A 24,745-nucleotide genomic window follows, 5' to 3' on the forward strand; every position below is an offset into this window, starting at 1 on the left:
CGACACATTCCTGGAATAATTACGTCCGTGTGTTCGGTTTGCGGACCCACCAGCTCTACATAAGGAGGTTCCTCGGACGTGGAAGCTATCGTTTTTCTGCTTTCGCGCATCGGCGTGCTGGTCGTCCTGTGGTTTTTCATTTGGATGACGCTTCGCACCCTGCGTACAGAAACAACAGGCTCGGCTCCGCTGCGCCCACTTCGGCAGGCCAGCAGTGCTCCGGCCAAGCGTTTCCAGCGCTCGCAGACTCCACATCAGCTCCTTGTCACCTCCGGGCCGCTGGCGGGTTCGCGCATGAACCTAAACAACCAACGCGACATCACTATTGGCCGTTCAGAGTCGAATGCCTTCGTCCTCAACGATGACTTCGCCTCGGGCCAGCACGCTCGCGTCATCAACCGCGACGGCATCTGGTACCTGGAAGACCTGGACTCCCGCAATGGCACATTCCTCAATGGCCAGCGCGTGGAACAGCCGGAACGCCTGGCTTCGGGTATGGAATTTCGTATTGGCCGTACAACTTTGAGGTTGCAACCATGAGTCTTGCTCTGAATTACACGGCCCGCTCTGACCGCGGCCTCATCCGACAGAACAACGAGGACTCCGCCTATGCGGGTTCGCGTCTGCTCGCGCTTGCCGACGGCATGGGTGGCCACGCCGCCGGAGAAATCGCATCTCAGCTGATGATTGCGGCCGTCTCTCGGCTGGACAATGATCAGCCCGGCCCCGATTTGCTCGAGTCCCTGCGCAGCGCCTGCATGGAGGGCAATAACTCCATCGCGGATGAAATTGAGCAGAACCCCTCTACGCAAGGCATGGGCACTACGCTGACTGCTCTGCTTTTCGACGGTACCCGCCTGGGCATGTGCCATGTCGGTGACTCGCGTGGCTATCTGCTGCGCGACGGGGAGCTCATCCGCATTACCCGGGATGACACCTATGTGCAGTCCCTGGTGGATGAGGGCAATCTCACCGAAGAAGAAGCGGCAATTCACCCTCAGCGCTCACTGATTTTGAAGGCTCTCACCGGTCGCCCGGTGGAGCCTACTTTGTCTTATCGCGATGTTCACGAGGGCGATCGCTACCTGCTGTGCTCGGATGGTCTATCCGATCCAGTGTCCGCGGACACCATCAAGGATGTGCTCTCGGAGGGCACTCCGGACGAGGCCGCTACCAAGCTCATTGACTACGCGTTGAAGTCCGGTGGTCCGGATAACATCACCGTGGTGGTTGCCGATGTTGTCGATTCGTCGGCACGCACGCCTTACGAGCCCGCCCTGGCCGGTGCCCTACAGAGTGCGGAGGAGGAACTCCCCCGCCCCAATACGTCAGCGGGACGCGCGGCGGCACTCCGCCCGCGGAAGTCGCAGGAAATTGCAGTGACTTCGGCGCCGGAGAAGAAAGCTTCCAAGGGCAAGTGGCTAGTTATTTCTGTGGTGCTGGTGCTGGTGGCCGGGTTGGTCGGCCTTGGTATTTGGGGCTGGCAGAAGAAGGAGTCGATGTACCATCTCGCGGTGGTCGACGGGCAGGTGCAGCTGATGCACGGCGTGCCCGGCAGTTTGCTGGGCTTCGATCTGCAAGAGCCACATCAGTTCATCTGTTTGACCGATGACAATAAAGTTCAGCTTCCTCCGGCTGGGACGCCGAAGGAGAAGGTCGACTGCCACATCATGACGCCGGAAGATCTCTCACCGGCGGCACGCAATTCGCTGGAAGGTCTGCCGGCTGATTCCTACGACGGTGTCAGCGACCAGATTGGCCGTTTGGCGGAGTCGGCACTGCCGGTATGTCTGTCCGTTTCCGACGATGACAAGAAGGATGAAAAGCTGGGCTCGAAGCCAGGAGTCAACTGTAGGCAGGTGCGAAAATGAGTGAAACTACCACGAAGCGACAGCTTCGGATGAAGGAAATGCTCCTGCTGCTGCTGTCGGCAGGATTGTTGCTTTTGGCACTAATTTCACTGGAACTGGCTCAGGGCAACTCTCTGACCGCAGATGTCTTTTACATCATTGGCGGATTCTTTGTGATCTTTGCAGTGGCGCATATCGCGCTGACCTTTGTGGCGCCCAACGCCGATCAGGTGATGCTGCCGGTTGCAGCAACGCTCAATGCCTTGGGGCTGGTGATGATTCACCGCCTCGACCTGGCCAATGACACCTCGTTGGTGCGCAACCAGATCATGTGGACCGTACTCAGTGTCGCACTGTTTATCGGCGTGATCGTCCTGCTGCGCAACCATCACTCGCTGTCGCAGTACTCGTATCTGCTGGGTCTCGGCGGCTTGATTCTGTTGGCGCTACCGCTGGTGTGGCCGTCGTCGATTAATGCTGATGCCCGCATCTGGATTTCCATCGGCCCGTTTTCCATGCAGCCGGGTGAGTTTGCCAAGGTCATGCTGCTGATCTTCTTTGCTCAGCTGCTGGTGAATAAGCGCTCGCTGTTCAATGTGGCGGGCAAGCGTTTCCTGGGCATTGATTTCCCGCGTGTTCGCGACCTGGGTCCGATTCTGCTGATCTGGGGCATCGCTACCGTCATCATGGCTCTGCAGAATGACTTTGGCCCGGCGCTGGTGCTCTTCGGCACTGTGCTGGCAATGCTCTACGCTGCCACCGGTCGTGGTTCCTGGCTGATCATCGGCATGGTGCTGGTGACCGTCGGCGTTGTCGGTGTCTACATGGTTTCGGACAAGATTCAGGCGCGAGTCACGCATTTCCTGGATCCGTTGGGCTCCTACGACGAGGGCGGCTATCAGCTCTCCCAGGGTCTGTTCGGCATGAGCTGGGGTGGCATCGGTGGCACCGGTCTGGGCCAGGGCTACCCACAGAACATTCCGGTGGCACACTCTGACTTCATCCTCTCGGCCTTTGGTGAAGAGCTAGGTTTTACCGGTCTGAGTGCCATCATCCTGCTGTTCGCGATTCTGATTTCCCGCGGTATTTCGGCGAGCTTGGCGGTACGTGATTCCTTTGGCAAGCTGCTGGCGGCCGGTGTCGCATTCTCGATGGCCATTCAGCTGTTCGTGGTTGCAGCCGGTGTTTCCAAGCTGATGCCGCTGACAGGTCTGACTACTCCGTTCATGTCAGCCGGTGGTTCCTCACTGCTGGCCAGCTACATCATGTTGGCCATCGTGCTGCGCGTCTCTGACGAGGCCAACCGCCCCTGGGGCATTCAAAGCAGCCCTTCGGGCCTCAACGACAATGCCAACGCATCTCAGGAGGTGAACCAGTAGATGAATAAAACCATTCGCCAAATCTTTGTTGTCGTTCTCGGACTCTTCGTTCTTCTACTGGCGAACCTGACCTACATCCAGGGCTTCCAGCAGGATAAGTACGCCCACAATCCGCTGAATAGCCGCCAGTTCCTGGAGGAAAAGTCCAAACCTCGCGGCCAAATCACCACTGACGGCGACATTCTGGCCCACTCGGTCAAGGGCGAGAGCGGCTTCTATGACCGCAGCTACGACACCGACCCGGAGGCATATGCCGCGGTGGTCGGATACCTGTCGGACATCTACGGCTCGGCCGGTATCGAACGCTCTCAGAACGAGATCTTGAACGGCAGCGACCCTTCGCTGTTTACCTCCCGCGCCCTCGACATGGTCACGGGCAAGGAACCCTCTGGGGCCTCCACGGAGCTGACGCTGTTGCCGAACGCTCAGCGGACTGCGTACCAACAACTCGCTGAACGCGGCTACGTCGGCTCCGCCGTCGCCATTCGCCCATCGACGGGTGAAATTCTCGCGATGGCCTCCACACCGTCGTTCAACCCGAATGACATCGCCGCCGGCGACGAGAGTACCTGGCAGTCCCTCAATAACAATGAGGGCGCACCGCTGCTCAACCACGCCACTCAGCGTCCGCTGCCGCCGGGTTCCACTTTCAAGGTGTTGACCACGGTCACGGCACTGGAGCAAGGCGCTTCCCCGGACACCTCGGTCACTGGCGCACCGCAGATTACGCTGCCGGATACCACCACTACGTTGGAGAACTACGGTGGCTCGACCTGTGGTGGGGCTACTACAACTCTCCGCCAGGCTTTCGCGCAGTCCTGTAATACGGCATTCGCTGAGCTCGGTATGCAGTACGGGGCCGATGCGCTCAAGGACGTCGCTAAGCGATTCGGCATCGGTGAGACCCACGATGACGCGGGCCTGCCGATTCAGCCCTCCGCTGTCGGTGATATTCCGGATCAGTCCTCGCTGGGTCAGACCTCCATTGGTCAGCGCGACGTGTCTTTCACGCCGCTGGACAACGCCATCATCGCCGCCACGATTGCCAACGGCGGCGTGCGCATGGAACCCCAGATCATCAAATCGGTGCGCGGTGCCGACCTCTCCGAAATCAAGTCCTTTAAGCCGATTGAAGCCGGCGAGGCGATTTCGCCGGAGGTCGCGGAGACCGTAACTGAGCTGATGCGCGGCTCCGAGTCGCACTCGGGCGGTAACGGTTCGCGTATTGCCTCCAAGACCGGTACCGCGGAACACGGTGCTGTCCGCGGCGAGTACGCACCGCACGTCTGGTACATCGCCTTCGCGCCGGACTCCGATGTCGCCGTGGCTGTCGTCGTGGAAAACGGTGGCGGCCAGGGCCAGGGCGCTACCGGCGCCTCCGTTGCTGCCCCGATTGGCCGTGCACTCATTAACGCGGTCGAACAGGCGGGTCGATAAGCATGGATGCCCACCAAGTTCAAGACATCGTTGGCGAACGATATCACGTCCGCCGTCTGCTCGGCCGTGGCGGCATGTCCACCGTCTGGCTTGCCGACGACGCCACCAGCGGCGAACTGGTTGCAATCAAACTTCTGAACCAGGAGTACTCGGACAACTACGAGTTCCGGCAGCGTTTCCAGAACGAAGCCGCCGCTGCGCGCAGCGTCAACAGCCCAAACGTGGTGAAGATTGTCACCTACGAGGAAGGCGACATCGGCAGCCACGGCGCGTGTTACATCGTCATGGAGTACATCCGTGGCGAATCTCTGTCGCAGGTGCTGCAGCGGCGTCGCACCCTGCCAGAGCACCTGATGCTCGACGTTCTGGAGCAGACTGCACACGGCCTGTCGGCAATTCACGCTGCGAACCTTGTCCACCGCGACATTAAGCCAGGCAACCTCCTGGTGACGCCGGAGGGCACGGTGAAAATTACCGACTTTGGCATTGCCAAAGCCGCTGAAGCGGTGCCTCTGACGCGTACCGGCATGGTCGTCGGTACCGCGCAGTATGTCTCACCGGAGCAGGCGCAGGGCAAACAGGTGAGTCCGGCGACAGACATCTACTCGCTTGGCTGTGTCGCCTACGAAATGGTGGCCGGCGCCCGGCCCTTCCAGGGCGACTCCACCGTCGCGGTTGCCGTGGCACACATCAACGAGGCACCACCTGCGTTGGCGCCGACGGTCAATCCGCATATCCGCGAACTTATCGGCATTATGCTGCGCAAGGATCCGCAGCGTCGCTATGCCGATGGCCGTGAGCTGGCACAGGCTGTTTTGCGAGTGCGCGCGGGGCACCGCCCACCGCAGCCGCGTGGTGTGACCCCAACGGTGCACCGTCAATCCAACGCTGCCAACCCGGCGACCACCGAACTCGGTGCCATGACGCGACCGCCCATGCCGGTGTCGCAGCCACCGCAGCAGCCACAGCGGCCACCGCAGCAACCCGCCCGACAGCGTAAGCCGGCAAAGAAGCGCAGTGGCTGCGGTTGTGGCTGCGGCAGCATTGTGCTGTTGGTGCTGCTAGTGTTGCTGGCCGGTGCTATCGCGGTCGTCTATTCGCTGTCGACTACCGGTTCACTGCCAACCATTCCGAACTTGGAGCAGTACATTCCGAACCAGTCACAGCAGCAAACCACAGAGGAAAACACCGACCCCAACGACGGTTCTGGTTACGGTTGGTCGGGAGACAATTCCGGTAACTGGGGAAATAACGACGGCGGCAACTCTGGGGAAAACTACGGCGGCAACAATGACGGTGCCTCTGACAGCTCCACTGAGCAGGACACCAGCGAGACCGCTCCGGATACGTCCGAACCGACTCAGGATTCGGGCAACGACAATGGCAACGACAATGGCAACGACTCCAGTGGCGGTGGTCTACCCGGTATTCAATTGCCCCTGGGAAATGACTCCGGTAATACCTTGGGGACTCCAGATGCACAGTAATATTCAGGTACAAGATGTTTTGGTGGAAATCCTTCCGAAGGGACTGACGAACAATGTCTGGCAATGACGATCTCCTCTCCGGCCGTTATCGGCTCGGCGAGCTCATTGGCGTTGGCGGCATGTCCGATGTCTACCGCGCTGAAGATACTGTTCTCGGTCGCTCTGTCGCGGTCAAGATGATGAGGGCCGACCTTGCCAGGGATGAGAACTTCCTCGCAAGGTTCCGTCGTGAAGCGAAAAACTCAGCGCTGCTGAATCACCCGTCGATCGTGTCGGTGTACGACACCGGCGAGACGGATAGCCCGATGGGGCGCGTGCCTTTCATTGTCATGGAGCTGATTCAGGGCGAGACCCTGCGTGATCTTGTTCGTCGTGAGGGGCGGCTCGACCCGAAGAAAGCCGCATCGATCATGGCATCGGTGTGTGATGCGCTGACGGCATCCCACCATGCGGGCATTATTCACCGCGACATCAAGCCAGCGAACATCATGCTGACCAACACCGGCAAGGTGAAGGTGATGGACTTCGGCATCGCTCGCGCGCTCGGTGATTCCACCACGATGACGCAGACTGCGGCGGTGCTGGGTACCGCGCAATACCTCTCGCCGGAGCAGGCGCGCGGTAAGACCGCCGACGCCCGTTCCGATATCTACGCTGTCGGCTGCGTACTTTTCGAGGCCGTCACGGGCGCCCCGCCATTCACCGGTGAAACCCCTCTTTCTGTCGCTTACCAGCACGTTCAGGACCAGCCGCCGCGGCCTTCAGGGAAGCTCAACACCGACCCGAACACGGCTCAGGCCCTCGACGCGGTGTTGTTGACCGCGATGGCCAAGGATCCGATGGAGCGCTACGACTCTGCAGAGGACTTCGCCCAGGATTTGCGTCGTCTTGCACGCGGCGAGGATCCGTTGGCGCTGGCGCACCACGGCGCGCATGACGACGACGCGAAGACCACCGAATTCCTTCCGGCAACTCCGTCGGATGCTGAGACCCGGGTGACCCCTGCGCAGCAGGCAACTCCGGCCGCTGTCCCTGCTCCGGCTCCGGCTCCGGAACCGGAGAGAGTGGCTGCCCAGCCGGAAGCCCCTGCTCAGATCGCTAACACTGACGAGCCTGAGAAAAAGAAGGGTGGCGCAGGAAAGACTGTCGCACTGGCGGCTGCTGCGCTGGTCGCTCTCGGCGGTGTCGGCTACGGCGCCTACCAGCTTTTCAACTCGTCCACCGAGGTCGAGACCGTCGCCATTCCGCAGGTCGAGGGCCTAAATGTCAATGAGGCAACGCAGGTTCTCGAGCAGGCTGGTTTCGTGGTCAACCGCGTCGACGAGCCGAACCCAGATGTGCCCCGAGACACGGTGATTGCCACCGAACCGGGTGTCGGATCGGGGTTGCCGCAGGGATCTCGTATCAAGCTGCGCGTATCTTCGGGCCCAGAGTTGACCAATGTGCCGGATGTACGCGACAAACAGGCAGAGGAAGCTCGCCGCCTGCTCGAGGAGGCGGGGCTTGTCGTCAATCCGAAGCTGCAAGAGGAACCGAGTGAGGACGTTCCGCGCGGCAATGTCATCGAGCAGTCTCCAGCTGCCGGTTCTCAGGTGTCGAAGGGAACCCGCGTAACTTTGACTGTCTCCTCCGGTATCGAGACCAAGACTGTTCCGGATGTCACTGGTCAGAGGTTGGATTCCGCCCGCACGACCCTCGAATCCGCTGGTTTCGTTGTCGAGGTGGTGGAGGTTGACTCCACTGAGGAACAGGGAACCGTTGTTGAGGTTCCCCAGAAGGGCACGGAGCTCACCGTCGGAACGACTGTCGAGCTGCACGTTTCGCGCGGCAACCAAATTAAGATGCCACGAGTTGAGGGCCAGACTCGCAGTGATGCGGAGAAGGCACTCACCAATGCCGGCTTCGAGGGAACTATCCGCACCGAGGAAGTCACCACGCTGGATCTGTCCAAGGTCGACCACGTGGAGAAGGCCAACCCGTCAGCCGGCTCCAAGCTCAACAAGGACGGCGAGGTCACCCTGCGCGTCTACCGGCTGGGGGTTGCCCCGGAGAGCTCTTCAGAGGAACGGCCTGCTCCGGAACCTCCCATAAGGCTGCCGGATCTGCTGCCTAACTAGCGGCTAGTGTGCCAGCACGTCTGAGAAGGCGCGCTGGTACACGGCCTGCTGCTCTTCCAACTCCGCCAGGAGTTCCTCGGTGTACTCACCGCCGGCCAGCCGCAGCCAATTGACCAGCATGCGGTGCCCGTACTGGGTGAGTACCGACTCCGGGTGGTACTGCACGCCGTGAATCGGCAGGTCGCGGTGGCGCATCGCCATCAGCATGCCCGAATCGGTGAATGCCGTGGCAATGAGTTCCTCCGGCAACGTCTTCGGATCCACCGTCAACGAGTGGTAGCGCGTGGCAATAAAAGGACTGGGCACATCGGCCAGAACACCCGTGCCGTCATGAGTGACCGGGGAGGTCTTGCCGTGCAACAACTCGTCGGCACGCACAACCTGCGCACCAAAAACCTCACCAATCGCCTGGTGACCCAAGCACACACCCAACACCGGTGTCGGCTCGTCCTGCCTGCTCACCGCGCGAATAATGTCCTCTGTCCACCCCGCATTAGACGGCTCACCGGGACCGGGCGACAGTAGGATTGCATCAAATTGCTTTACGACGTCGTCAACATCGCGGAGACGCGCATCATCATTGCGCCAGACAGTAACCGTTTCGCCGAGCTGGCCTATGTACTGGACCAGATTGAATACGAAGCTGTCATAGTTATCGACGACGAGAATCTGCATAACTGGGAATTCTACTGCCTGCGAACTTCACTGGTAAGTTCGGATGCAAAGTTTACAATTATGCATATACCGCGGGAGTGTAGATACCGCGCTGATCGCAACCTGCTGACCACAACCTAAGGAGTTTAAAGCGCTATGCCTAAGGCAAAGATCGAAAGCACTAATTCACCACAATCCGGTGGCTCCTCCGTCAGCCGTACCCCGGTCAAAATCAACAGCACTCAGACGCCGGTGTGGTACAAGGTGCTGATGTTCGGGTTCATGCTGATTGGTTTGGGCTGGCTGCTGGTCAACTACATCGCGGGTCCGCATATTCCGTTCATGGTGACTTTGAACGCATGGAACTACGTCATCGGCTTTGGTCTTTTCATTGTTGGTCTGCTGATGACTATGGGTTGGCGTTAGTCAGCTCTAATACATCGCACCCCCTCAGGCGCATCCACTTTTGGATGCGCCTTTTTTTCATACCTAAAAACCCAGGTCAATTCACCCCCGTCAATACACCCGTTTCCCACACGTTTTTCGACGAATGAGGATTTCCCTCCTACTGATCGCGCAAAAAAGTTATCCACAGAAACCTGTGTAACAATCATGTAATTTGTGGATAACTGTGGAGAGATTTCGTCCCAAATTTCTCACGGGTTACGTGACAGAAACCGTAAAGCATGACAACTTTGGTTCTATCCCCTGTGTCCACAGTATCCACAGCCTGTGGATAACTCTGTGAACAAGTAACATAGTTGCAAGTCAAGTTGTGCGTAACTCCAATATTCTGCGGAGTTCGACCACTTTCGAACGCTGGTTCGTAAATTACAAGAATGGAATTATCCACACATGTGCACAAGTCTGTGGACAACTGTGAATTGTTGTAATTTGTGAAAATTGGGACCCGTAACGTGCTTCTTGGCCCGTGTTCACCTAGGTGAACAGTGGAGTATTTTGTCCACAGGGCTGTGGACATGTGGAGAATTAACACGATGTGCTACTACCCCCACTACCCCTAAACACAACATTGAAGTTACGGGCCGTCGTAAAGCGAAAATGGGCATGAAAAAACCCGCCCGGAACAACCGGACGGGTTAAAGAGCGTAGAAGCTAGCGGATTACTTCTCGATGTCGATGGAGGTAATCACGACCGGCTCCAGCGGGCGATCCCAGTGATCCGTAGCCACACGAGCGATCTCGTCGACAACCTTCTTCGAGGCGTCATCAGCGACCTCACCGAAGATGGTGTGAGCGCCATTGAGGTGCGGGGTCGGAACAACGGTGATGAAGAACTGGGAACCGTTGGTGCCACGACCGCCGCGCTTGCCGGCGTTTGCCATAGCGAGCAGGTACGGACGATCGAACTGGAGCTCCGGGTGGATCTCATCGTCGAACATGTAGCCCGGGCCGCCGGTGCCGGTGCCCAACGGGTCACCACCCTGAATCATGAATCCAGCGATGATGCGGTGGAAGATGGCCTCATCGTAGAACGGGCCGGACTCGGTGCCAGAGGCGTTCTGACCCTTGTACTCCTTCGTGCCTTCTGCCAGGCCGATGAAGTTGTCGACGGTGTTCGGCGCGTGGTTGCCGAACAGGTCAATCACGATATCGCCATGGTTGGTGTGCACAGTTGCAGTAGCAGTCTTAATAGTCACGTTCCTTAGGATACCGACCTTGGTGGCCAATTGCTCCTACTGGTGAGTTTCTCCGTGGCAGAAACCAGCGAAAATGTTTCTCAAGATAAGGAAAAGAGTTCTTCGTTGACCCCCATGGAGGCCAAATAGTGCCTAAGCTGGAATGTGAGCCTGCTGCAAATATTTCGGCGCTAGGCCTAACTGGGCCCTAGCTCTTGGACTTAGAAGCATCTTGGTCTCAGAGGCACTGGCGCCGCAGCAGTATTAATCATTGATTGAGAATTAAAGGCGATGCCTGTTGGCGACGCACTAATAAAGGAGAGTCATGAACCCCAACGCAATCTCGCTGGCTGTCAAGGGACTGAAGTCCGCTTACGACAGCTACTCGGATTACCGGGACAAGAAGGCTGCAGAGCTCTACGACACGATGCAGGAGGCTAAGAAGGTGGCAGCTGCACAGAACGAGGCAGCAAAGGACGCAGCAACCAATTGGGCGGAAGACGTTAAGGAAAAGGTTTCCGACGCCCGCGATCAGCTCGCTGAGCAGGCCGAAGAACTGACCGGCAAGGTTGAGAAGAAGTCCAAGGAGACCAAGAAGCAGGCTAAGAAGGCTGCGAAGCAGGCCGAGAAGGACGCTAAGCGCAAGGGCAAGAAGACCCGTTGCAAGGCTCGCTGCGAGGCTAAGAAGGCTGAAAAGAAGGCCAAGAAGGCTCGCAAGGACCTCGAGGTGCGTACCCAGAAGGCTATCGACAAGGTAACCGGTAAGGAAGAGCAGCGCGCCAAGAACGGTCGCATCGCAACCGCTTCCCTGGTCTTCGCTGTTGTTGCAGCAATCGTCGGTGTCATCGTTTGGAAGCTGCGCAAGGACGACAAGCTCCCGGTTGACCCAGCTCCGTACCAGCAGAAGGCCCAGGAAGTTAAGCACAAGGTCGAAGAGAAGGCCGCAGAGGTCAAGGAGACCGTTGAAGAGAAGGCTTCTGAGGCTAAGGACAAGGCTGAAGAGGTAAAGGGCAAGGCAGCCGACAAGGCCGACGAGGCCAAGGACAAGGCTGCTGAGGCCAAGGAGACCACTGAGGAGAAGGCCGCAGAGGCTTCCAAGCAGGCTCAAATCAAGGTCGACGAGGTCAAGACCGAGAAGAAGAACGCTGACGACGCTAAGAAGATCTCTTCCAAGCCGTCCAAGCCGGCTCCGAAGCCGGGTCAGGCTCGCAAGAAGTAAATAGGCGGCTAGATAGCCAAAAGCCTTTTCACGCCCGATTGTTCTGTGCAGTTGATGCGCAGGCGGTCGGGCGTTTTTGGTTAAGCAGCAAACCTGACAACTTCAGAAAGACGGGCTGCAAATGTGAAACTGTGCAAGTTTATGACAGTTTCAAGCCATTTTTCACGCCATTTTTGTCATAAACGCAGTCAGTAACTCGGCGTTCTTGCCCCCTCCCCTTCTACATCCCCAAAACGCAAAAATCCCCCGGCCTTACGACCGGGGGATTTTGTTCCTTGTGGAGCTTAGGGGAATCGAACCCCTGACCTCCTGCTTGCAAAGCAGGTGCTCTACCAATTGAGCTAAAGCCCCGTACACCGAGCAATTATACCTTGTTCGGCAGTGGGCCTAGGAGGACTTGAACCTCCGACCCCTTCGTTATCAGCGAAGTGCTCTAACCGCCTGAGCTATAGGCCCCGTGGAACGAGATATAACTTAACCCGTAACCATGACACTTCACAAATCGCCTGGTCAGCGGCCTAAATATTGAGTTAAAAAGCAGTCATTAAGTAGTCATTACGGCTACTCCATAACCAGATCACTGAAAACACCTCTGAACCAACGCGGCCCCGGGGCCACCGAACGGGGGTGACACCGGGGCCAGCGGGAGGCTAGGCAGCCTAGTCGTCGTCGGCAAGCGAAATCTTGAGACCTCCGACGAGACCGCCGCAAGCGTTGTAGATGACCGCGCCGAGGGCCATGAGCCCAATCGACAGCACCCACCACAGCGCTCCTACAGCGGCCGCCAGGCCAAGGACGAGACCCGTGCTGATGGAATCCTCCCCGCCGACCATTTCACTAATCGGAGCGAGCAATCCCATCCCGGAGAGCAAGAGGTAGAGCAGGCCAACCGCGGCAAGCCAGACGAGGAAGCAAATGAAACCAGTGGCCGCCGTAATGCGCATGGCGGACCAGGGGCTCACCTTGTCGACTACCAAGTTAGTTTCGGCCATGCGCTTACTCCTTCTCCGCCTCCGAGTCACCGGACTCGGCAGCACCGGTGCTCTTGGTGGCGCCGGTGCGCTTCGGGACTACGTCCAAGGTTCCGGCCTCAGAGACCTTAGAAGCGGTCTCTTCGCCCTCATCCTCGACGTTGCGGTCGATAGCCAGCAGTTCCACGCCGTCAGCGAGGTTGACCAGGCGCACGCCCTTAGTGGCACGCGAGGTGGCGCGAATCTCGTTGACGTTGGTGCGGATGATGTCGCCGGCGGAGGTGACAGCGAAGATTTCGTCGTCGTTGTCCACCACCAGGGCGCCCATCAGCGGACCACGCTTCGGGTCGTACTTGAGCGTCAGCACGCCCATACCGCCGCGGTTCTGCGGGGTGTACTCGCTGAGCTTGGTCTTCTTGCCGAAGCCGCCGGTCGTTGCGACCAGCAGGTTGTGCTCTTCCTCGACCACGACCATGCTGAGCAGCTTGTCGTCGCCCTTGAAGCGCATGCCCTGGACACCGGCAGTGGCGCGGCCCATCGGGCGCAGCGCGTCGTCGGAGGCGGTGAAGCGGATAGCCTGGCCGCGCTCGGAGACGAGCAGCAGGTCATCGTCAGCAGAGCACAGACGGGCACCGATGAGGGAGTCGCCTTCGCGCAGGTTGATGGCAATCAGGCCAGCGGAACGAGCGGACTCGTAGTCCTCCAAACGGGACTTCTTTACCTTGCCCTCGCTGGTGGCCAGCACCAGGTACGGGCTGTCCTGGTAGCTCTGAATCTGCAGCACCTCGGCGATGCGCTCCTCCGGCTGGAACTCCAGCAGATTGGCGACATGCTGGCCGCGGGCGGCGCGAGTGGCCTCCGGCAGTTCGTAGGCCTTGAGTCGGTAGACGCGACCCTTGTTGGTGAAGAACAGAATCCAGTCGTGCGTGGAGCAGACGAAGAAGTGGCGGACAATGTCGTCCTGCTTCAGGTCCGCACCGCGCACGCCCTTGCCACCACGGCGCTGGGCCTTGTAGGCATCGACCTTGGTGCGCTTGGCGTAGCCCGTGGAAGTAATGGTCACAACCACGTTTTCGCGGGCGATGAGGTCCTCTTCGGTGACGTCGCCCTCAGCGGCCACAATCTGGGTACGACGGTCATCGCCGTACTTCTCCACGACCTCGCCCAGCTCTTCCTTAACGATGGCGCGCTGACGCTCCGGCTTGGCCAGGATGTCCTTCAGGTCGGCGATCTCGAGCTCGATCTCAGCCAACTCGTCAATGATCTTCTGGCGCTCCAGAGCAGCCAGACGACGCAGCTGCATCGCCAAAATGGCGTCAGCCTGAATCTCGTCGATTTCGAGCAGACCCATCAGGCCCGTGCGCGCGGTATCAACCGTGGCAGACCGGCGAATCAGAGCGATGACCTCGTCCAACATATCCAGGGCCTTGACCAGGCCGCGCAGGATATGGGCGCGCTTTTCCTTCTCGTCCAGGCGGAACTGGGTCCGTCGAACAATGACCTCAATCTGGTGGGCGACATACAGCGTCACCATCTGGTCAATGCGCAGCGTACGCGGCACACCGTCGACGATGGCGAGCATGTTCGCACCGAAGCTGGTCTGCAGCTGGGAGTGCTTGTACAGGTTGTTCAGCACCACACGCGGTACGGCGTCGCGCTTGAGCTTGACGACGATACGCATGCCCCACTTCAGGTCAGATTCGTCATCAATCGAGGCAATGCCCTGCAGACGCCCGTCCTTGACCTGATCCGCGATGTTGGCAATCATGCGGTCCGGGTTGACCTGGTACGGCAGCTCAGTGATGACAATCGACTGACGGGTGCCCTCCTGCTCAATCGAGGTCACACCGCGCATGCGAATCGAACCACGGCCGGTGGTGTAGGCCTCCTTGATGCCCTTATCGCCGACAATTTGGGCGGCAGTTGGGAAATCCGGGCCCTTGATGCGCTCCATGACCGCATCCAGCGTGGTCTTTTCATCCGCTTCCGGGTTGTCCAGGCACCAGTTGATGGCATCCGCGACCTCACGGAGGTTGTGCGGTGGGATGTTGGTGGCCATACCGACGGCAATACCGCCGGAGCCGTTCATCAACAGCTGCGGGACACGCGACGGCAGAATAACCGGCTCTGTCGTACGACCGTCGTAGTTCGGCTGGAAATCGACGGTGTTTTCGCGAATATCGCGCACCATTTCCATGGCCAACGGCGTCAGACGGGCCTCGGTGTAACGCATAGCTGCGGGGCCGTCGTCACCGCGGGAGCCGAAGTTACCCTGACCGTCGACAAGCGGATAGCGCATGGACCACGGCTGCGCCATGCGCACCATGGTGTCGTAAATAGCGCGGTCGCCGTGCGGGTGGTAGTTACCCATCGTGTCCGAAACCGGCTTTGCGGACTTCACATAGCCGCGCTCCGGGCGGTAGCCGTTGTCGAACATGGCGTAGAGAATGCGGCGGTGCACCGGCTTGAGACCATCACGGATCTCCGGCAGCGCACGGCCAACAATCACGCTCATGGCGTAGTCGATATAGCTCGACTGCATCTCTTCATTGATGTCGATCGGGCGAACCTGGTGGCCCAATACTCCACTTCCGAAAGATGAGCCGTCGTTGTTGTTATCGTCGCTCAATGACTGCTTCCTTTACTTAAAAGAGGTTCGCATCCATTCTACAGGGCTTTAGAGCCCGCTTTTCGACGCCGTGTGCAACTTTTCGATACCATTGTGGTATCAAATCTGGGGTTTTAGGCCTGATAGCGAGAAACAAACTAGCGCAGTTAAGAAGCGCAGTTAGATAGCAGGGAGCAAATGCGATGGCGATGACCTTGAGACTCACGAAAGAACAGGACACCGCCTTGGCTCTGCTGGCGCACATGGAGGGCGTGTCTAAACACGAGGCCGTCATTCGCGCCATCGAATCCGCCGCCACGAGAGCCCTTCAACAAGGTCAAGCCCGGGAAATTACGGCAAGCGTAATTGATACCGACATGGCGCTGCTGCGAAAGTTGAGCTCCCCAAGGCCCCGCGGAGTACAAGAATGAGCGCGCCTCAGATTCAGCCTCTCAGCGAGGCCGCTATCCTGGCGGCTACCGATGAACTGGTGGCCACAGTGCCGGAATTGGCCGACGCTACACTTGCGAGGCCGTGGACAATCAGCGCTATTGTCGCCGCCAGCTCAGGAGTCATTGCTGGTCACCGTAGCTTTCCCGCGATTTCTGCGGCAGCGCAGGCGGTCGCTTACGCAACGTTTCACGTGAAACCACTAAGTTTTGGCAACACCGCACTGGGCGCACTACTTGCACACATACTCCTCACCACCAACGGCGAAGAGCTGTCATTCGCAGAGACGTGGGATCTGGTCAAAGGCGGCACTTAGCCGGGGACAGGGCCTAGTCACTCTTTCGGGTAAACGGGCTGGTCGGAATGCGATTGCCGGACTCCAGCCGGCCCGTGTAATACGCCGTGGCCTCACCTTCAGCCAGCTCAACCTCGTACCAACCATCACGGACATAATCAGCCGTCCGGTCCTGCCCGCCAACTAGAACACGTCCCGCCGCGTGCTCCAAAGTGACCTCCGGCAACTCTTTCGCCGTCTTGCTGAATACACGCAGGAAGCGGTCCGGGCCGCACACGGTAAGTTCGCGCTCCAGGAGTCCAATTCGCAGCTCTAACGTACCGAGCACCGTGTGATGCTCCACCTTATTGCCACTGTAAACAGCGAAAACAGCCTCACGGGAACCGTCATTGACCAGCACAAGATTGCCGCCTTTGAGGTAGGCGTGCAGCCGGTACGGTGTCGGCAGCGCGGTCGCCTGCTCGGACTCCTGCACAGGATAGTCACCGGCCGGCTCCGCCTCCCAGCGCTTCACAAACTCCGGCGCTGGTCCCGGCTGCTCTGGAAGCTGCATTCCCGTAGACGCCGAGAAGTCCAGTGTGGATACCAAATCACCACATACCCGACGACGCCAATCAGTGATATTTCCGCAGCTCACGCCGGTGACTTGCTCCAGGAAACGGATCACCGAAGTGTGATCGAAGACCTCTGAGGACACCAAACCACCCACCGACCACGGTGAAATGACAGTCATCGGGACGCGGAAACCGAGCCCCTTCGGCTTGCCCAGGTACCACTCCCCCGGCTCATTCTTCGGCGGCAGCGGCGGCACCACATGGTCGAAGTAACCATCAAACTCGTCAAAGTTAATCAGGAAGACGGTCTTGGCCCACACCTCCGGGTTGGAGGCCAACGCATCCAACAGGCGGTAAGTGATATTCGCCGACTGAATCGGCGAGGACGCTCCCGGGTGCTCGCTTTCCGCGGCCGACGGCACAATCCAGGACACCTTTGGCAGCTGTCCGGATTCAACGTCCCGTCGGAAAGCATCAGCGAGCGTGCCCGGCTGGCGACGGTAAAGCGCACGATCGTAGAGATTCCGTTCCGCCTCAGGCAGCTTCTCCACAGCGGCATTCAGGCGGTCGACCATCTCCTGCTGCTCTGCAGTTGGCGGCATCCCATCGCCCAGTTCCAGCAGCTTCTCGTGGAAGCCCGTCATGTCGCGACCAGGCAGCCCGGCCTCACGAATGACCTTGCGGCCAATATTTCGAAACGCGGCGAAGAAATCCAGGTTGTTGTCGGTGTAGTTATCCCACTCATGGTAGACGCGCCATGGCACCCCAGCCGCCGAGAGATCCTCGGCATACGTGCGCCACCTGTACCCCGGGTGCGTCGGCTCGTACGCCGCATTGCCAACCGCTCCAGTCCCCCACGGTTCCTTTCGGGTATCACCCGAAAACAGGTAGTTGCGGTTCGGGCTTGTCGACGTAGGCATCGAGGAAAAGTAACCATCGCAGATAGTGAACGTCTCTGCGAGAGCGAATTGGAACGCGATGTCCTGGCGGTCATAACAGGCCATCGTGCCCTTGCCCTTGGCCTCGATCCAGCCGTTACAGCGGCCGCCGTTTAGTGCAACCTGCCCGTCTTCCCAACCGTGCGGCAAACTTGCAATGTACTCCACCGAGAGATCACCGCGATTAGCGGCGTTGCGAATCAGGTATGGACTGACCCCACTCTGGTTGAAAACGCCCGGCAAAGCGGAATTGTCGTTGTACCCCCGCACACCTCGGAGAGTGCCGAAGTAGTGATCAAAAGAGCGGTTTTCCTGCATCAACACGACAACGTGCTCAACCTGGTCGAGGGAGCCAGCCGGTCGGGGCTGCGCGAGTGCATGGCGCAATGATGGCGGCAGCAGCGTGCTCGCAGCGGTGACAGCACCGACTCCTGCGGCGGTCTGCAGGAAGTGCCGACGGGAAAATTCAGATATATTTTTAGGTGAAGTTGCCATAGGCATCTACGTTAAGAAGCGCAGATTACCAGCTGGAAAATTGCGGTTTAAATTTCCTCAATAAACTGCTCTAGACGGTCAACCACAGCCTGTGGCTCACGCGCCCAGCGATTGTGGCCCAGCCGCTGCTCAATGAACTCGTACTTTGCCGAATTCGGCAGCATCCGTGCCAGCGCCTGTGCGGAAGCCTCCGGGCAGTCACGGTCACCACCACAGTTCAGCAGCAGCGCCGGGGTGGTCACCTTCGGCATCTCAGCGGCGTAGTCGATATCCGCACCGCGCGGTCGCAGAAGACCCGTGCGCGAGAACCGCGCCCACTCCACCACATGGTTACGAGCCTGGCGGCCATAGCCGGCCAAATCAAGCCTGCCCGCTGGCCAATAGCCCAGGATCTGGGACACCACCTGCATAAACGGTGCACCGTAGCGAAGCCGCTTGTACTCGTTGCCAGTAAAACAGTTGTAGTGCGGAGTACCGGAGCCGACCATCACTACGCCGGCCACGTCCGCTTCCGGTCGGGCCAGATACAGCGAGGCAATCTGACCGCCCATGGAATGACACAGCAAGTAGACGGGTAGCTTCTCCCCTGCTGCCAGATGGTCGAATTCCTTCCGAGCACGAGCCACCGCCAAGGGATAATCCACCGACGCTAAATCCTGGTAGCCCCAATTGTGACGGCGGGTGGCCACCGCAGTCTGGTTACCCTGGCCGCGTAACTCCGAGGTCAGGACGCAAAAACCTCGACGCTGTAACTCTTGGGCAATCGGCCGGTAGTAGCGAGCACCCATGCCAAAGCCCGGCCAAATAACGACAATGCCCCGAGGCGAACCTTCGGGAAACCGAAGCGCCATCGGGGTCACGGAGCCATCTGGCAATGTCTCCTGCACAATACGTGGCTCGACTGGCGGTTCCCCGTTGACCATGCTTCCCCGAGTATCTTCCATTTCATAAACATTAATGGCTGAACGGAGGTTTTGTCAGGGGAACCGACAAGCCGATAACCAGACTTGGTATCGGCTTAGACGTCGAGGAAGCGAACGTCCTTCGCATTACGGGTAATGAACGAACGTCGTGAAGCGACGTCATCGCCCATCAGAATGGTGAACAGTTCGTCCGCCTTCTGCGCGTCCTCGAGGGCGACCTTACGCAGCACGCGGTGATCCGGATCCATGGTGGTATCCCACAGCTCAGCGGCGTTCATCTCACCGAGACCCTTGTAACGCTGAACACCATCGTCCTTGTTGATCTTGCGGTTGGCAGCCAGCCCCTCTTCCAGCAGCTGATCGCGCTCAGCATCGGAGTAGGCGTAGCCCGGCTCACCCTTGGCCCACTTGAGCTTGTACAGCGGCGGCTGGGCGAGGTAGACGTGCCCTTCATCAATCAGCGGACGCATCAGACGGAACAGCAGCGTCAGTAGCAGCGTGGCAATGTGCTGACCATCGACATCGGCGTCGGCCATCAGCACAATCTTGTGGTAGCGCAGCTTCTCGATGTCGAACTCGTCGTGAATACCGGTGCCCAGCGCCGTAATAATGGCCTGGACCTCGTTATTCTTCAGCGTCTTATCCAGGCGCGCCTTCTCGACGTTCAAGATCTTACCGCGCAGCGGCAAAATGGCCTGGAACAGCGAGTTTCGGCCTGCCTTTGCAGAACCACCTGCGGAGTCACCCTCCACGATGAACAGCTCGGACTGCTTCGGATCCTTCGAACGGCAGTCCGCCAACTTACCCGGAAGACCGCCAAGATCGGTCGCGGACTTACGACGCACCAGGTCACGGGCCTTACGAGCCGCCTGACGGGCATGTGCCGAAGCAATGGCCTTGTTAACAATGGCCTTGGCCTCAGCCGGATTGGCCTCCAGCCAGTGACCGATGTGTTCATTAGTCATGCGCTGGACGAAGGAACGCACCTCGGTGTTACCGAGCTTCGTCTTCGTCTGGCCCTCGAACTGCGGATCGGCGACCTTCACCGAAATCACGGCAGCGAGACCTTCACGGCAGTCCTCGCCGGAGAGGTTGTTTTCCTTCTCTTTCAACAGGCGGTGCTCACGCGCATAGCGGTTCATCAGCGATGTCAACGCAGAACGGAAGCCCTCTTCGTGCGTGCCACCCTCAATGGTGTTAATGGTGTTGGCGAAGGTGTGCACCGACTCGGAGTAACCCGAGTTCCACTGCATTGCAATCTCGACCTCGTGGCCGTCACCTGCAGCATCGAAGGAAATGATGGTCGGGTGGATGATGTTCTTCGACTTGTTCAGAGTCTCGACATAGTCCCGCAGACCATTCGGGTAGTGGAAGACCTTGCGGCGCTCCTTCGGCTTGGTGGTCTTCTCTGCCTTCTCCTTCTGCTCCTCAACCGCATCCTTGGCGATTTCAGCGGATTCGGTCTCCGCCTGCTCCGCCAGAGCCTCAGCCTCGAGCTCTTCCTCGGAGACACGCTTGTCCACCAACGTGATGGTCAGGCCCTTGTTCAAAAACGCCATCTCACGCAAGCGGCGAGAAATGGTGTCGAACTTGAAATCGGTGGTCTCAAAAATCTCCGGGTCCGGCCAGAAACGCTGTGTGGTGCCCGAACCACGAGTCTTCTTACCTCGGATAATTTCTTCCGGGACGGCCTGGTCGAAGTTCTGGTACCAGGTGTAGCCATCACGGATGACCTCGGTTTCCATACGCGTCGACAGCGCGTTAACCACCGAAATACCCACACCGTGCAGACCACCGGAAACAGCGTAGGACTCGGAGTCAAACTTGCCGCCGGCGTGCAGTTGAGTCATAACCACCTGCACCGTCGGCATGCCCGACGGGTGCATTTCGACAGGAATACCACGGCCGTTATCGCGGACCTGAACGCCGCCGTCTTCCAGCAGAGTGACCTCAACATCGGTGGCGTAACCCGCCATCGCCTCGTCGACGGAGTTGTCTACAACCTCCCACACCAGGTGGTGCAAGCCACGCTCACCAGTCGAGCCAATGTACATACCCGGCCGCTTACGCACGGCCTCGAGGCCCTCGAGGATGGTAATCGATGAGGCGTCATATTGATGTTCGGTAGCAGCCACGGTTCGGCGCGTCTCCTATTCTTGGTTCTCTCCCCGCACAACATTCGTCAGCGCGCGAAAAATAGGCCGGCGGTCAAGCGCTATCGGCGCCAGCCAGAACTACATAGGACTACTAGATAGGTCTGGCTAGTTTGGATGCCGAGAACGTCTCAAGAACCGCCTGCCGGTATTCTCCTGCCCATCTTACCCCAACGTAGTCCCCTACTGTGGATATAGCCGATGCGCTCAAAGGACCAAATTTCGCAGTTTTACGCATACCGACGCCTATTCGTAGACCGTTTACCGACCTTTACCCATAAGTATCACGCGGTCCTCGGCCCTCGATGTGCAATTTGCCCTTGCGCCAATTCGGCGCTTTCGGCCCCAGCACCTTAATTTCCTCAACCACCCCATCGCCGACGCGTTCCGCGATCGACTTCAAAACCTGTCGCTGTGCTAGCCGCAGCTGTGTTGCCCATGCTGTCGATTGGCACTCGACCACCAAAGTGCCGTCCTTGAACTCCTTCACCTGGGAATGTTCCGCGACGACCTTGCCGACCATCGAATCCCACTCCGTCATGATCACACCGTGGGCAATGTGGATCTGCCAGCCGCGATCGACTACTGCCTTATTCAGCACCGCACCAATCGGCGCAGGTCGACGGTCATATTTCCGGTACAGCCGAATCCCCGCCTCCTTCAATAAGCTCGGCGAAATCACCGTACCGGCACGATCTCGCACCACTGCTTGCGCTGCCCGCTGCTTATCGACGTCCGCAACAATCCCCTCCGCGGCCTTCACAGGCACACGGCTATCGAGGCCAGACCACGAGCCCTTCTTCTTCGGTGGCCGCTGGAGATTCGGTAACTTGTGACCGCCCTCCTTAGCGGCATCGCGCATGCGGAAGAAAGCGTCGCTGATCAGGTCCTTTTCTTCTTCCGGTGAGTTATCCGGCTCCATGTTCTCGACCATACCCGTCACTCTTCCGCGACTGGGTTTTCATCCAGCAGTGAGATTCGCCCCTGCTCAGTCTGCGCCACCGTCACCGTGTGATGAGTGACAGAAGAATCCTCGACCAGTGCCTGAGGCAACTCCTCCCCCACCGCCGAGGTGATCAACACCTGCTCAGCCTGCTGCGCGATTTCCATGAGAGCTTCCCGACGATGCCGGTCGAGCTCCGCAAACACGTCGTCAAGCACCAAGATCGGGTCGGGCCCATCGGCACGGAGCAAAAAGTACGCGCCGAGACGCAGCGCGAGTGCAAAAGACCAGGTCTCGCCGTGGCTAGCGAAGCCCTTGGCGGGGTCATTGCCGAGAATGAGGTTGAGATCATCGCGATGCGGACCAACGAGACAGGAACCGCGCTCAATCTCCGCGGTGCGGCGCTCCGCCATCTTCGTCAGCAGCAGTGCCTCGAGCAGCTCCGGTTCGCTGGGCAATGGCCCGCCATCCAGACTGTCGACCTTCGGCGCATAGGCAATCGTGGCTGGGCGCGAGTGCGGGGCAAGCGTGGCATAGGCCTCGCTGACATGCTCGGAAAGCTCGGCGATCAAATCCATGCGCGCAGCCATTAACGCCGCTCCCACCTGCGCCAATTGCGCATCCCAGGTATCCAGCGTGCTCAGGGCGGCCTGCCCCTCCGAGGAAGAATAGCCACGGCGCAGCGTCGAGCCCGCCGACTTCAGCAGCGCATTCTTCTGACGCAAAATCTTGTCATATTGAATGCGGATACCGGCGGACAATGGCCGTCGTAAAGCGAGCAAATCATCGATGTATCGGCGACGGGAAGCGGGCTCGCCCTTGACCAGCGTGAGATCCTCGGGCGAGAAAAAGACCGACTTAACGATCCCCAGCAGCTCCCGCGGAGACTTCAGCCGCGTGCGATTAATCTGCGCCTGATTCGCGCGATGCGGATTGATGAGCAGATGCGCCGTCAGCTCGCGGCCATCATTGACCGCCGTCGCCGAAATGCGTGCCGACGGGGTCCCCGAACGAACCAGCGGAGCATCCGTAGACACTCGATGCGAACCGAGCGTGGAGAGATACCCAACGGCCTCGACGATATTGGTCTTGCCGTAGCCATTTTGCCCGGTAAATACGGTAATTCCAGGCGTGAACTCGACTTCCAACTCCGGCCAGGAGCGGAAGTCCCGCAAGGACAAATACCGAATGTGCATAGCCGCAGACTAGCCCGGCAGGCGTACAGGCATCAGCAGGTAAGTGAAGTCGGTCTCCGGCGTTGGGTAGAAGCCGTCCTCACCGAGCTCCGGGATAGCTTCCGGCTCTGGAATGAGAATCGCGGGACGCGACGGCTGCGTAAAGCCCAGCAGAACGCGGTGGGAGCGAACAGCGCTGAGCCCCTCGAGCAGGTACTGCGGGTTGAAGGCGATCAGAAGTGGTTCCCCATAGAAGTTGCAGGCCACAGTCTCTTCTGCGTGACCAACTTCGTCGCCATGAGCAGAAAGGACAACCTGGCCGTCGGAGAAGTCCATGCGAATCTGCGCACCGTGATCCGCCATCAGAGACACACGACGGATGGCATCCTGCAGCTGGTCAACACGAGCAACAGCCATGGAGGAATGCTGCTTCGGCAGCAGCGGGCGGAACTTCGGGAACTCGGCGTCCAGCAGTCGCGTGGTAGTGCGACGAGGATCGGCGAGGATAGCCAGCAGACCTTCAGAGCCGACCTCACGATCATCGGATCCGTCGCCGAATGCCAAGGTCACTGGCTCGCTGGAAGTGGTATCGAGAGTGCGGGCAGTCTCCGCGAATGTCTTTGCCGGGATGAGCAGCTTGGTCTCCCCCTCAGGGATCTGCTCCCACTCGAAACTGCGAACCGCCAGGCGGAAACGGTCGGTGGCAGCGAGAGTGACCTCGTTACCTTCGGTTTCCATCCGGATGCCGGTCAGCATCGGCAGCGACTCATCCTTGCCGGCAGCGATAGCGACCTGACCAATAGCCTCAGCCAGCAGAGCAGCATCGACAGTACCGGTAGCAGCCGGAGCTTCTGGTAGCTGAGGGTAATCCTCCAAGGTCAGGCTTGGTAGCTCGAAGCGGGAAGAACCACAGCGAACGATGACCTTCGTGCCATCAAAGTGCATCTCTACCTGCTTATTCGGCAACTTAGAGACAATGTCAGAAACCAACTTGCCATTGACGGCGAAGCGACCGGGCTCATCGACCTCTGCACTAATACGAATCTGAGTCGAGACCTCGTAGTCATAGCCAGCGAGCTGCAGACCATTGTCATCCGCGAGAAAAATCATGCCACGCAGAATCGGCTGAGTCGGGCGTGCAGGCAGGTTACGAGCAACCCAGCTCACCGCACCCGCGAGATCGTCCTTAGCCGCGCGAATACGGACTTCGGTCTGCTCCATCGTTCCTCCACCGGTATTGGATGTCTGTTATTAGCCGTCTTTTGTGTTGTCAGCACGCTATGTCAGCGCACATGACTGGAGTTACAAAGATTCCATCGTACAACTCTACTGCAGACTGCCAAAGACCTCACTGGGATTCTTGTAGTCCGTCTAGTGCTTGATCGTAGTTCTTACTCGTTCTTGGCATTTATGAAGTTGTGCGCGAGAGGTTGCTTGCCAGAGGTTGTGCGCAGGCC

At 59.0% G+C, this 24,745-nt stretch carries 20 protein-coding genes and 2 tRNA genes; 10 read left to right on the forward strand and 12 right to left on the reverse strand.

The features are described 5' to 3' along the window. Positions 1–78 precede the first annotated feature (78 nt). Genes CRD13_RS06330 through pknB form a run of 6 tightly spaced genes read left to right on the forward strand, consistent with a single transcriptional unit; the run spans position 79 to position 8,270 of the window. Entirely contained in the window at positions 79–540 is a 462-nt protein-coding gene (locus CRD13_RS06330) for an FHA domain-containing protein (RefSeq protein WP_016421758.1), read from the forward strand. Next, complete coding sequence (locus tag CRD13_RS06335; RefSeq protein WP_016421757.1) at positions 537–1,871, forward strand: PP2C family serine/threonine-protein phosphatase; 1,335 nt, start codon at positions 537–539, stop codon at positions 1,869–1,871. The genes CRD13_RS06330 and CRD13_RS06335 overlap by 4 nt, the downstream gene beginning before the upstream one ends. Continuing rightward, the gene (locus CRD13_RS06340; protein WP_083310511.1) at positions 1,868–3,229 is read left to right on the forward strand and encodes an FtsW/RodA/SpoVE family cell cycle protein; all 1,362 of its coding nucleotides are present in this window, start codon (positions 1,868–1,870) and stop codon (positions 3,227–3,229) included. Before CRD13_RS06335 ends, CRD13_RS06340 begins: the two co-directional genes overlap by 4 nt. Beyond that, positions 3,230–4,666, forward strand: coding sequence for a penicillin-binding transpeptidase domain-containing protein (locus CRD13_RS06345; RefSeq protein ID WP_049172592.1), 1,437 nt, complete (start codon positions 3,230–3,232; stop codon positions 4,664–4,666). A gap of 2 nt (positions 4,667–4,668) precedes the next feature. Further along, positions 4,669–6,153, forward strand: coding sequence for a serine/threonine-protein kinase (locus CRD13_RS06350; protein ID WP_187401437.1), 1,485 nt, complete (start codon positions 4,669–4,671; stop codon positions 6,151–6,153). Between the two features lie 53 nt (positions 6,154–6,206). Beyond that, positions 6,207–8,270 (forward strand): Stk1 family PASTA domain-containing Ser/Thr kinase, encoded by a 2,064-nt coding sequence (gene pknB, locus CRD13_RS06355; RefSeq protein ID WP_049172595.1) that lies wholly within the window; start codon positions 6,207–6,209, stop codon positions 8,268–8,270. 3 nt (positions 8,271–8,273) lie between these two features. Here the strand turns inward: pknB and CRD13_RS06360 are convergent, their stop codons facing one another. Then, entirely contained in the window at positions 8,274–8,945 is a 672-nt protein-coding gene (locus CRD13_RS06360) for an aminodeoxychorismate/anthranilate synthase component II (RefSeq protein WP_048731900.1), read from the reverse strand. A 135-nt stretch (positions 8,946–9,080) separates the two neighbouring features. Here CRD13_RS06360 and crgA point away from each other — a divergent pair, with 135 nt between their 5' ends. Beyond that, on the forward strand, positions 9,081–9,350 hold the full coding sequence (gene crgA / locus CRD13_RS06365) for a cell division protein CrgA (protein WP_005511903.1): 270 nt from the start codon (positions 9,081–9,083) through the stop codon (positions 9,348–9,350). A gap of 698 nt (positions 9,351–10,048) precedes the next feature. Here the strand turns inward: crgA and CRD13_RS06370 are convergent. Further along, a complete protein-coding gene (locus CRD13_RS06370; protein WP_369707163.1) occupies positions 10,049–10,585 on the reverse strand; it encodes a peptidylprolyl isomerase in 537 nt (178 codons plus the stop codon). A gap of 304 nt (positions 10,586–10,889) precedes the next feature. Between CRD13_RS06370 and CRD13_RS06375 the strand changes: the two genes are divergently transcribed. Further along, entirely contained in the window at positions 10,890–11,783 is an 894-nt protein-coding gene (locus tag CRD13_RS06375) for a hypothetical protein (RefSeq protein WP_016421751.1), read from the forward strand. Positions 11,784–12,061: 278 nt separating this feature from the next. On the opposite strand, the gene CRD13_RS06380 is transcribed toward CRD13_RS06375, so the two are convergent. The 4 genes from CRD13_RS06380 to gyrA form a co-directional block, all read right to left on the reverse strand. Beyond that, a tRNA-Ala gene (locus CRD13_RS06380) sits at positions 12,062–12,134 on the reverse strand. A gap of 31 nt (positions 12,135–12,165) precedes the next feature. Next, positions 12,166–12,239: transfer RNA gene (locus CRD13_RS06385), tRNA-Ile, on the reverse strand. Between the two features lie 203 nt (positions 12,240–12,442). Beyond that, positions 12,443–12,775 carry a DUF3566 domain-containing protein gene (locus CRD13_RS06390; RefSeq protein ID WP_187401438.1) on the reverse strand — a complete coding sequence of 111 codons (333 nt, stop codon included), beginning with the start codon at positions 12,773–12,775 and terminating at the stop codon, positions 12,443–12,445. Positions 12,776–12,779: 4 nt separating this feature from the next. Then, positions 12,780–15,296, reverse strand: coding sequence for a DNA gyrase subunit A (gyrA, locus tag CRD13_RS06395; RefSeq protein ID WP_239659997.1), 2,517 nt, complete (start codon positions 15,294–15,296; stop codon positions 12,780–12,782). 269 nt (positions 15,297–15,565) lie between these two features. Between gyrA and CRD13_RS06400 the strand changes: the two genes are divergently transcribed. Then, complete coding sequence (locus CRD13_RS06400) at positions 15,566–15,793, forward strand: hypothetical protein (protein WP_049170125.1); 228 nt, start codon at positions 15,566–15,568, stop codon at positions 15,791–15,793. Further along, positions 15,790–16,128: a hypothetical protein gene (locus tag CRD13_RS06405; RefSeq protein ID WP_049170123.1), complete on the forward strand. Its 339-nt coding sequence runs from the start codon at positions 15,790–15,792 to the stop codon at positions 16,126–16,128. The genes CRD13_RS06400 and CRD13_RS06405 overlap by 4 nt, the downstream gene beginning before the upstream one ends. 13 nt (positions 16,129–16,141) lie before the next feature. Here CRD13_RS06405 and CRD13_RS06410 read toward each other — a convergent pair whose 3' ends face one another. The 6 genes from CRD13_RS06410 to dnaN all read right to left on the reverse strand — a co-directional run bounded on the left by CRD13_RS06410 (position 16,142) and on the right by dnaN (position 24,509). Continuing rightward, complete coding sequence (locus CRD13_RS06410; RefSeq protein ID WP_070549581.1) at positions 16,142–18,094, reverse strand: alkaline phosphatase family protein; 1,953 nt, start codon at positions 18,092–18,094, stop codon at positions 16,142–16,144. 47 nt (positions 18,095–18,141) lie between these two features. Beyond that, a complete protein-coding gene (locus CRD13_RS06415; protein WP_187401445.1) occupies positions 18,142–19,017 on the reverse strand; it encodes an alpha/beta fold hydrolase in 876 nt (291 codons plus the stop codon). 95 nt (positions 19,018–19,112) lie between these two features. Next, positions 19,113–21,152, reverse strand: coding sequence for a DNA topoisomerase (ATP-hydrolyzing) subunit B (gene gyrB / locus CRD13_RS06420; protein ID WP_016421743.1), 2,040 nt, complete (start codon positions 21,150–21,152; stop codon positions 19,113–19,115). A 289-nt stretch (positions 21,153–21,441) separates the two neighbouring features. Further along, positions 21,442–22,104 (reverse strand): DUF721 domain-containing protein, encoded by a 663-nt coding sequence (locus tag CRD13_RS06425; RefSeq protein ID WP_049170117.1) that lies wholly within the window; start codon positions 22,102–22,104, stop codon positions 21,442–21,444. A gap of 5 nt (positions 22,105–22,109) precedes the next feature. Further along, a complete protein-coding gene (recF, locus tag CRD13_RS06430) occupies positions 22,110–23,309 on the reverse strand; it encodes a DNA replication/repair protein RecF (protein ID WP_048731375.1) in 1,200 nt (399 codons plus the stop codon). 9 nt (positions 23,310–23,318) lie between these two features. Then, a complete protein-coding gene (gene dnaN, locus CRD13_RS06435) occupies positions 23,319–24,509 on the reverse strand; it encodes a DNA polymerase III subunit beta (protein ID WP_048731377.1) in 1,191 nt (396 codons plus the stop codon). Positions 24,510–24,745: the final 236 nt, after the last annotated feature.

Source organism: Corynebacterium sp. LK26 (genome assembly GCF_014335085.1).
In the GTDB taxonomy this organism is placed as follows: domain Bacteria; phylum Actinomycetota; class Actinomycetes; order Mycobacteriales; family Mycobacteriaceae; genus Corynebacterium; species Corynebacterium jeikeium_D.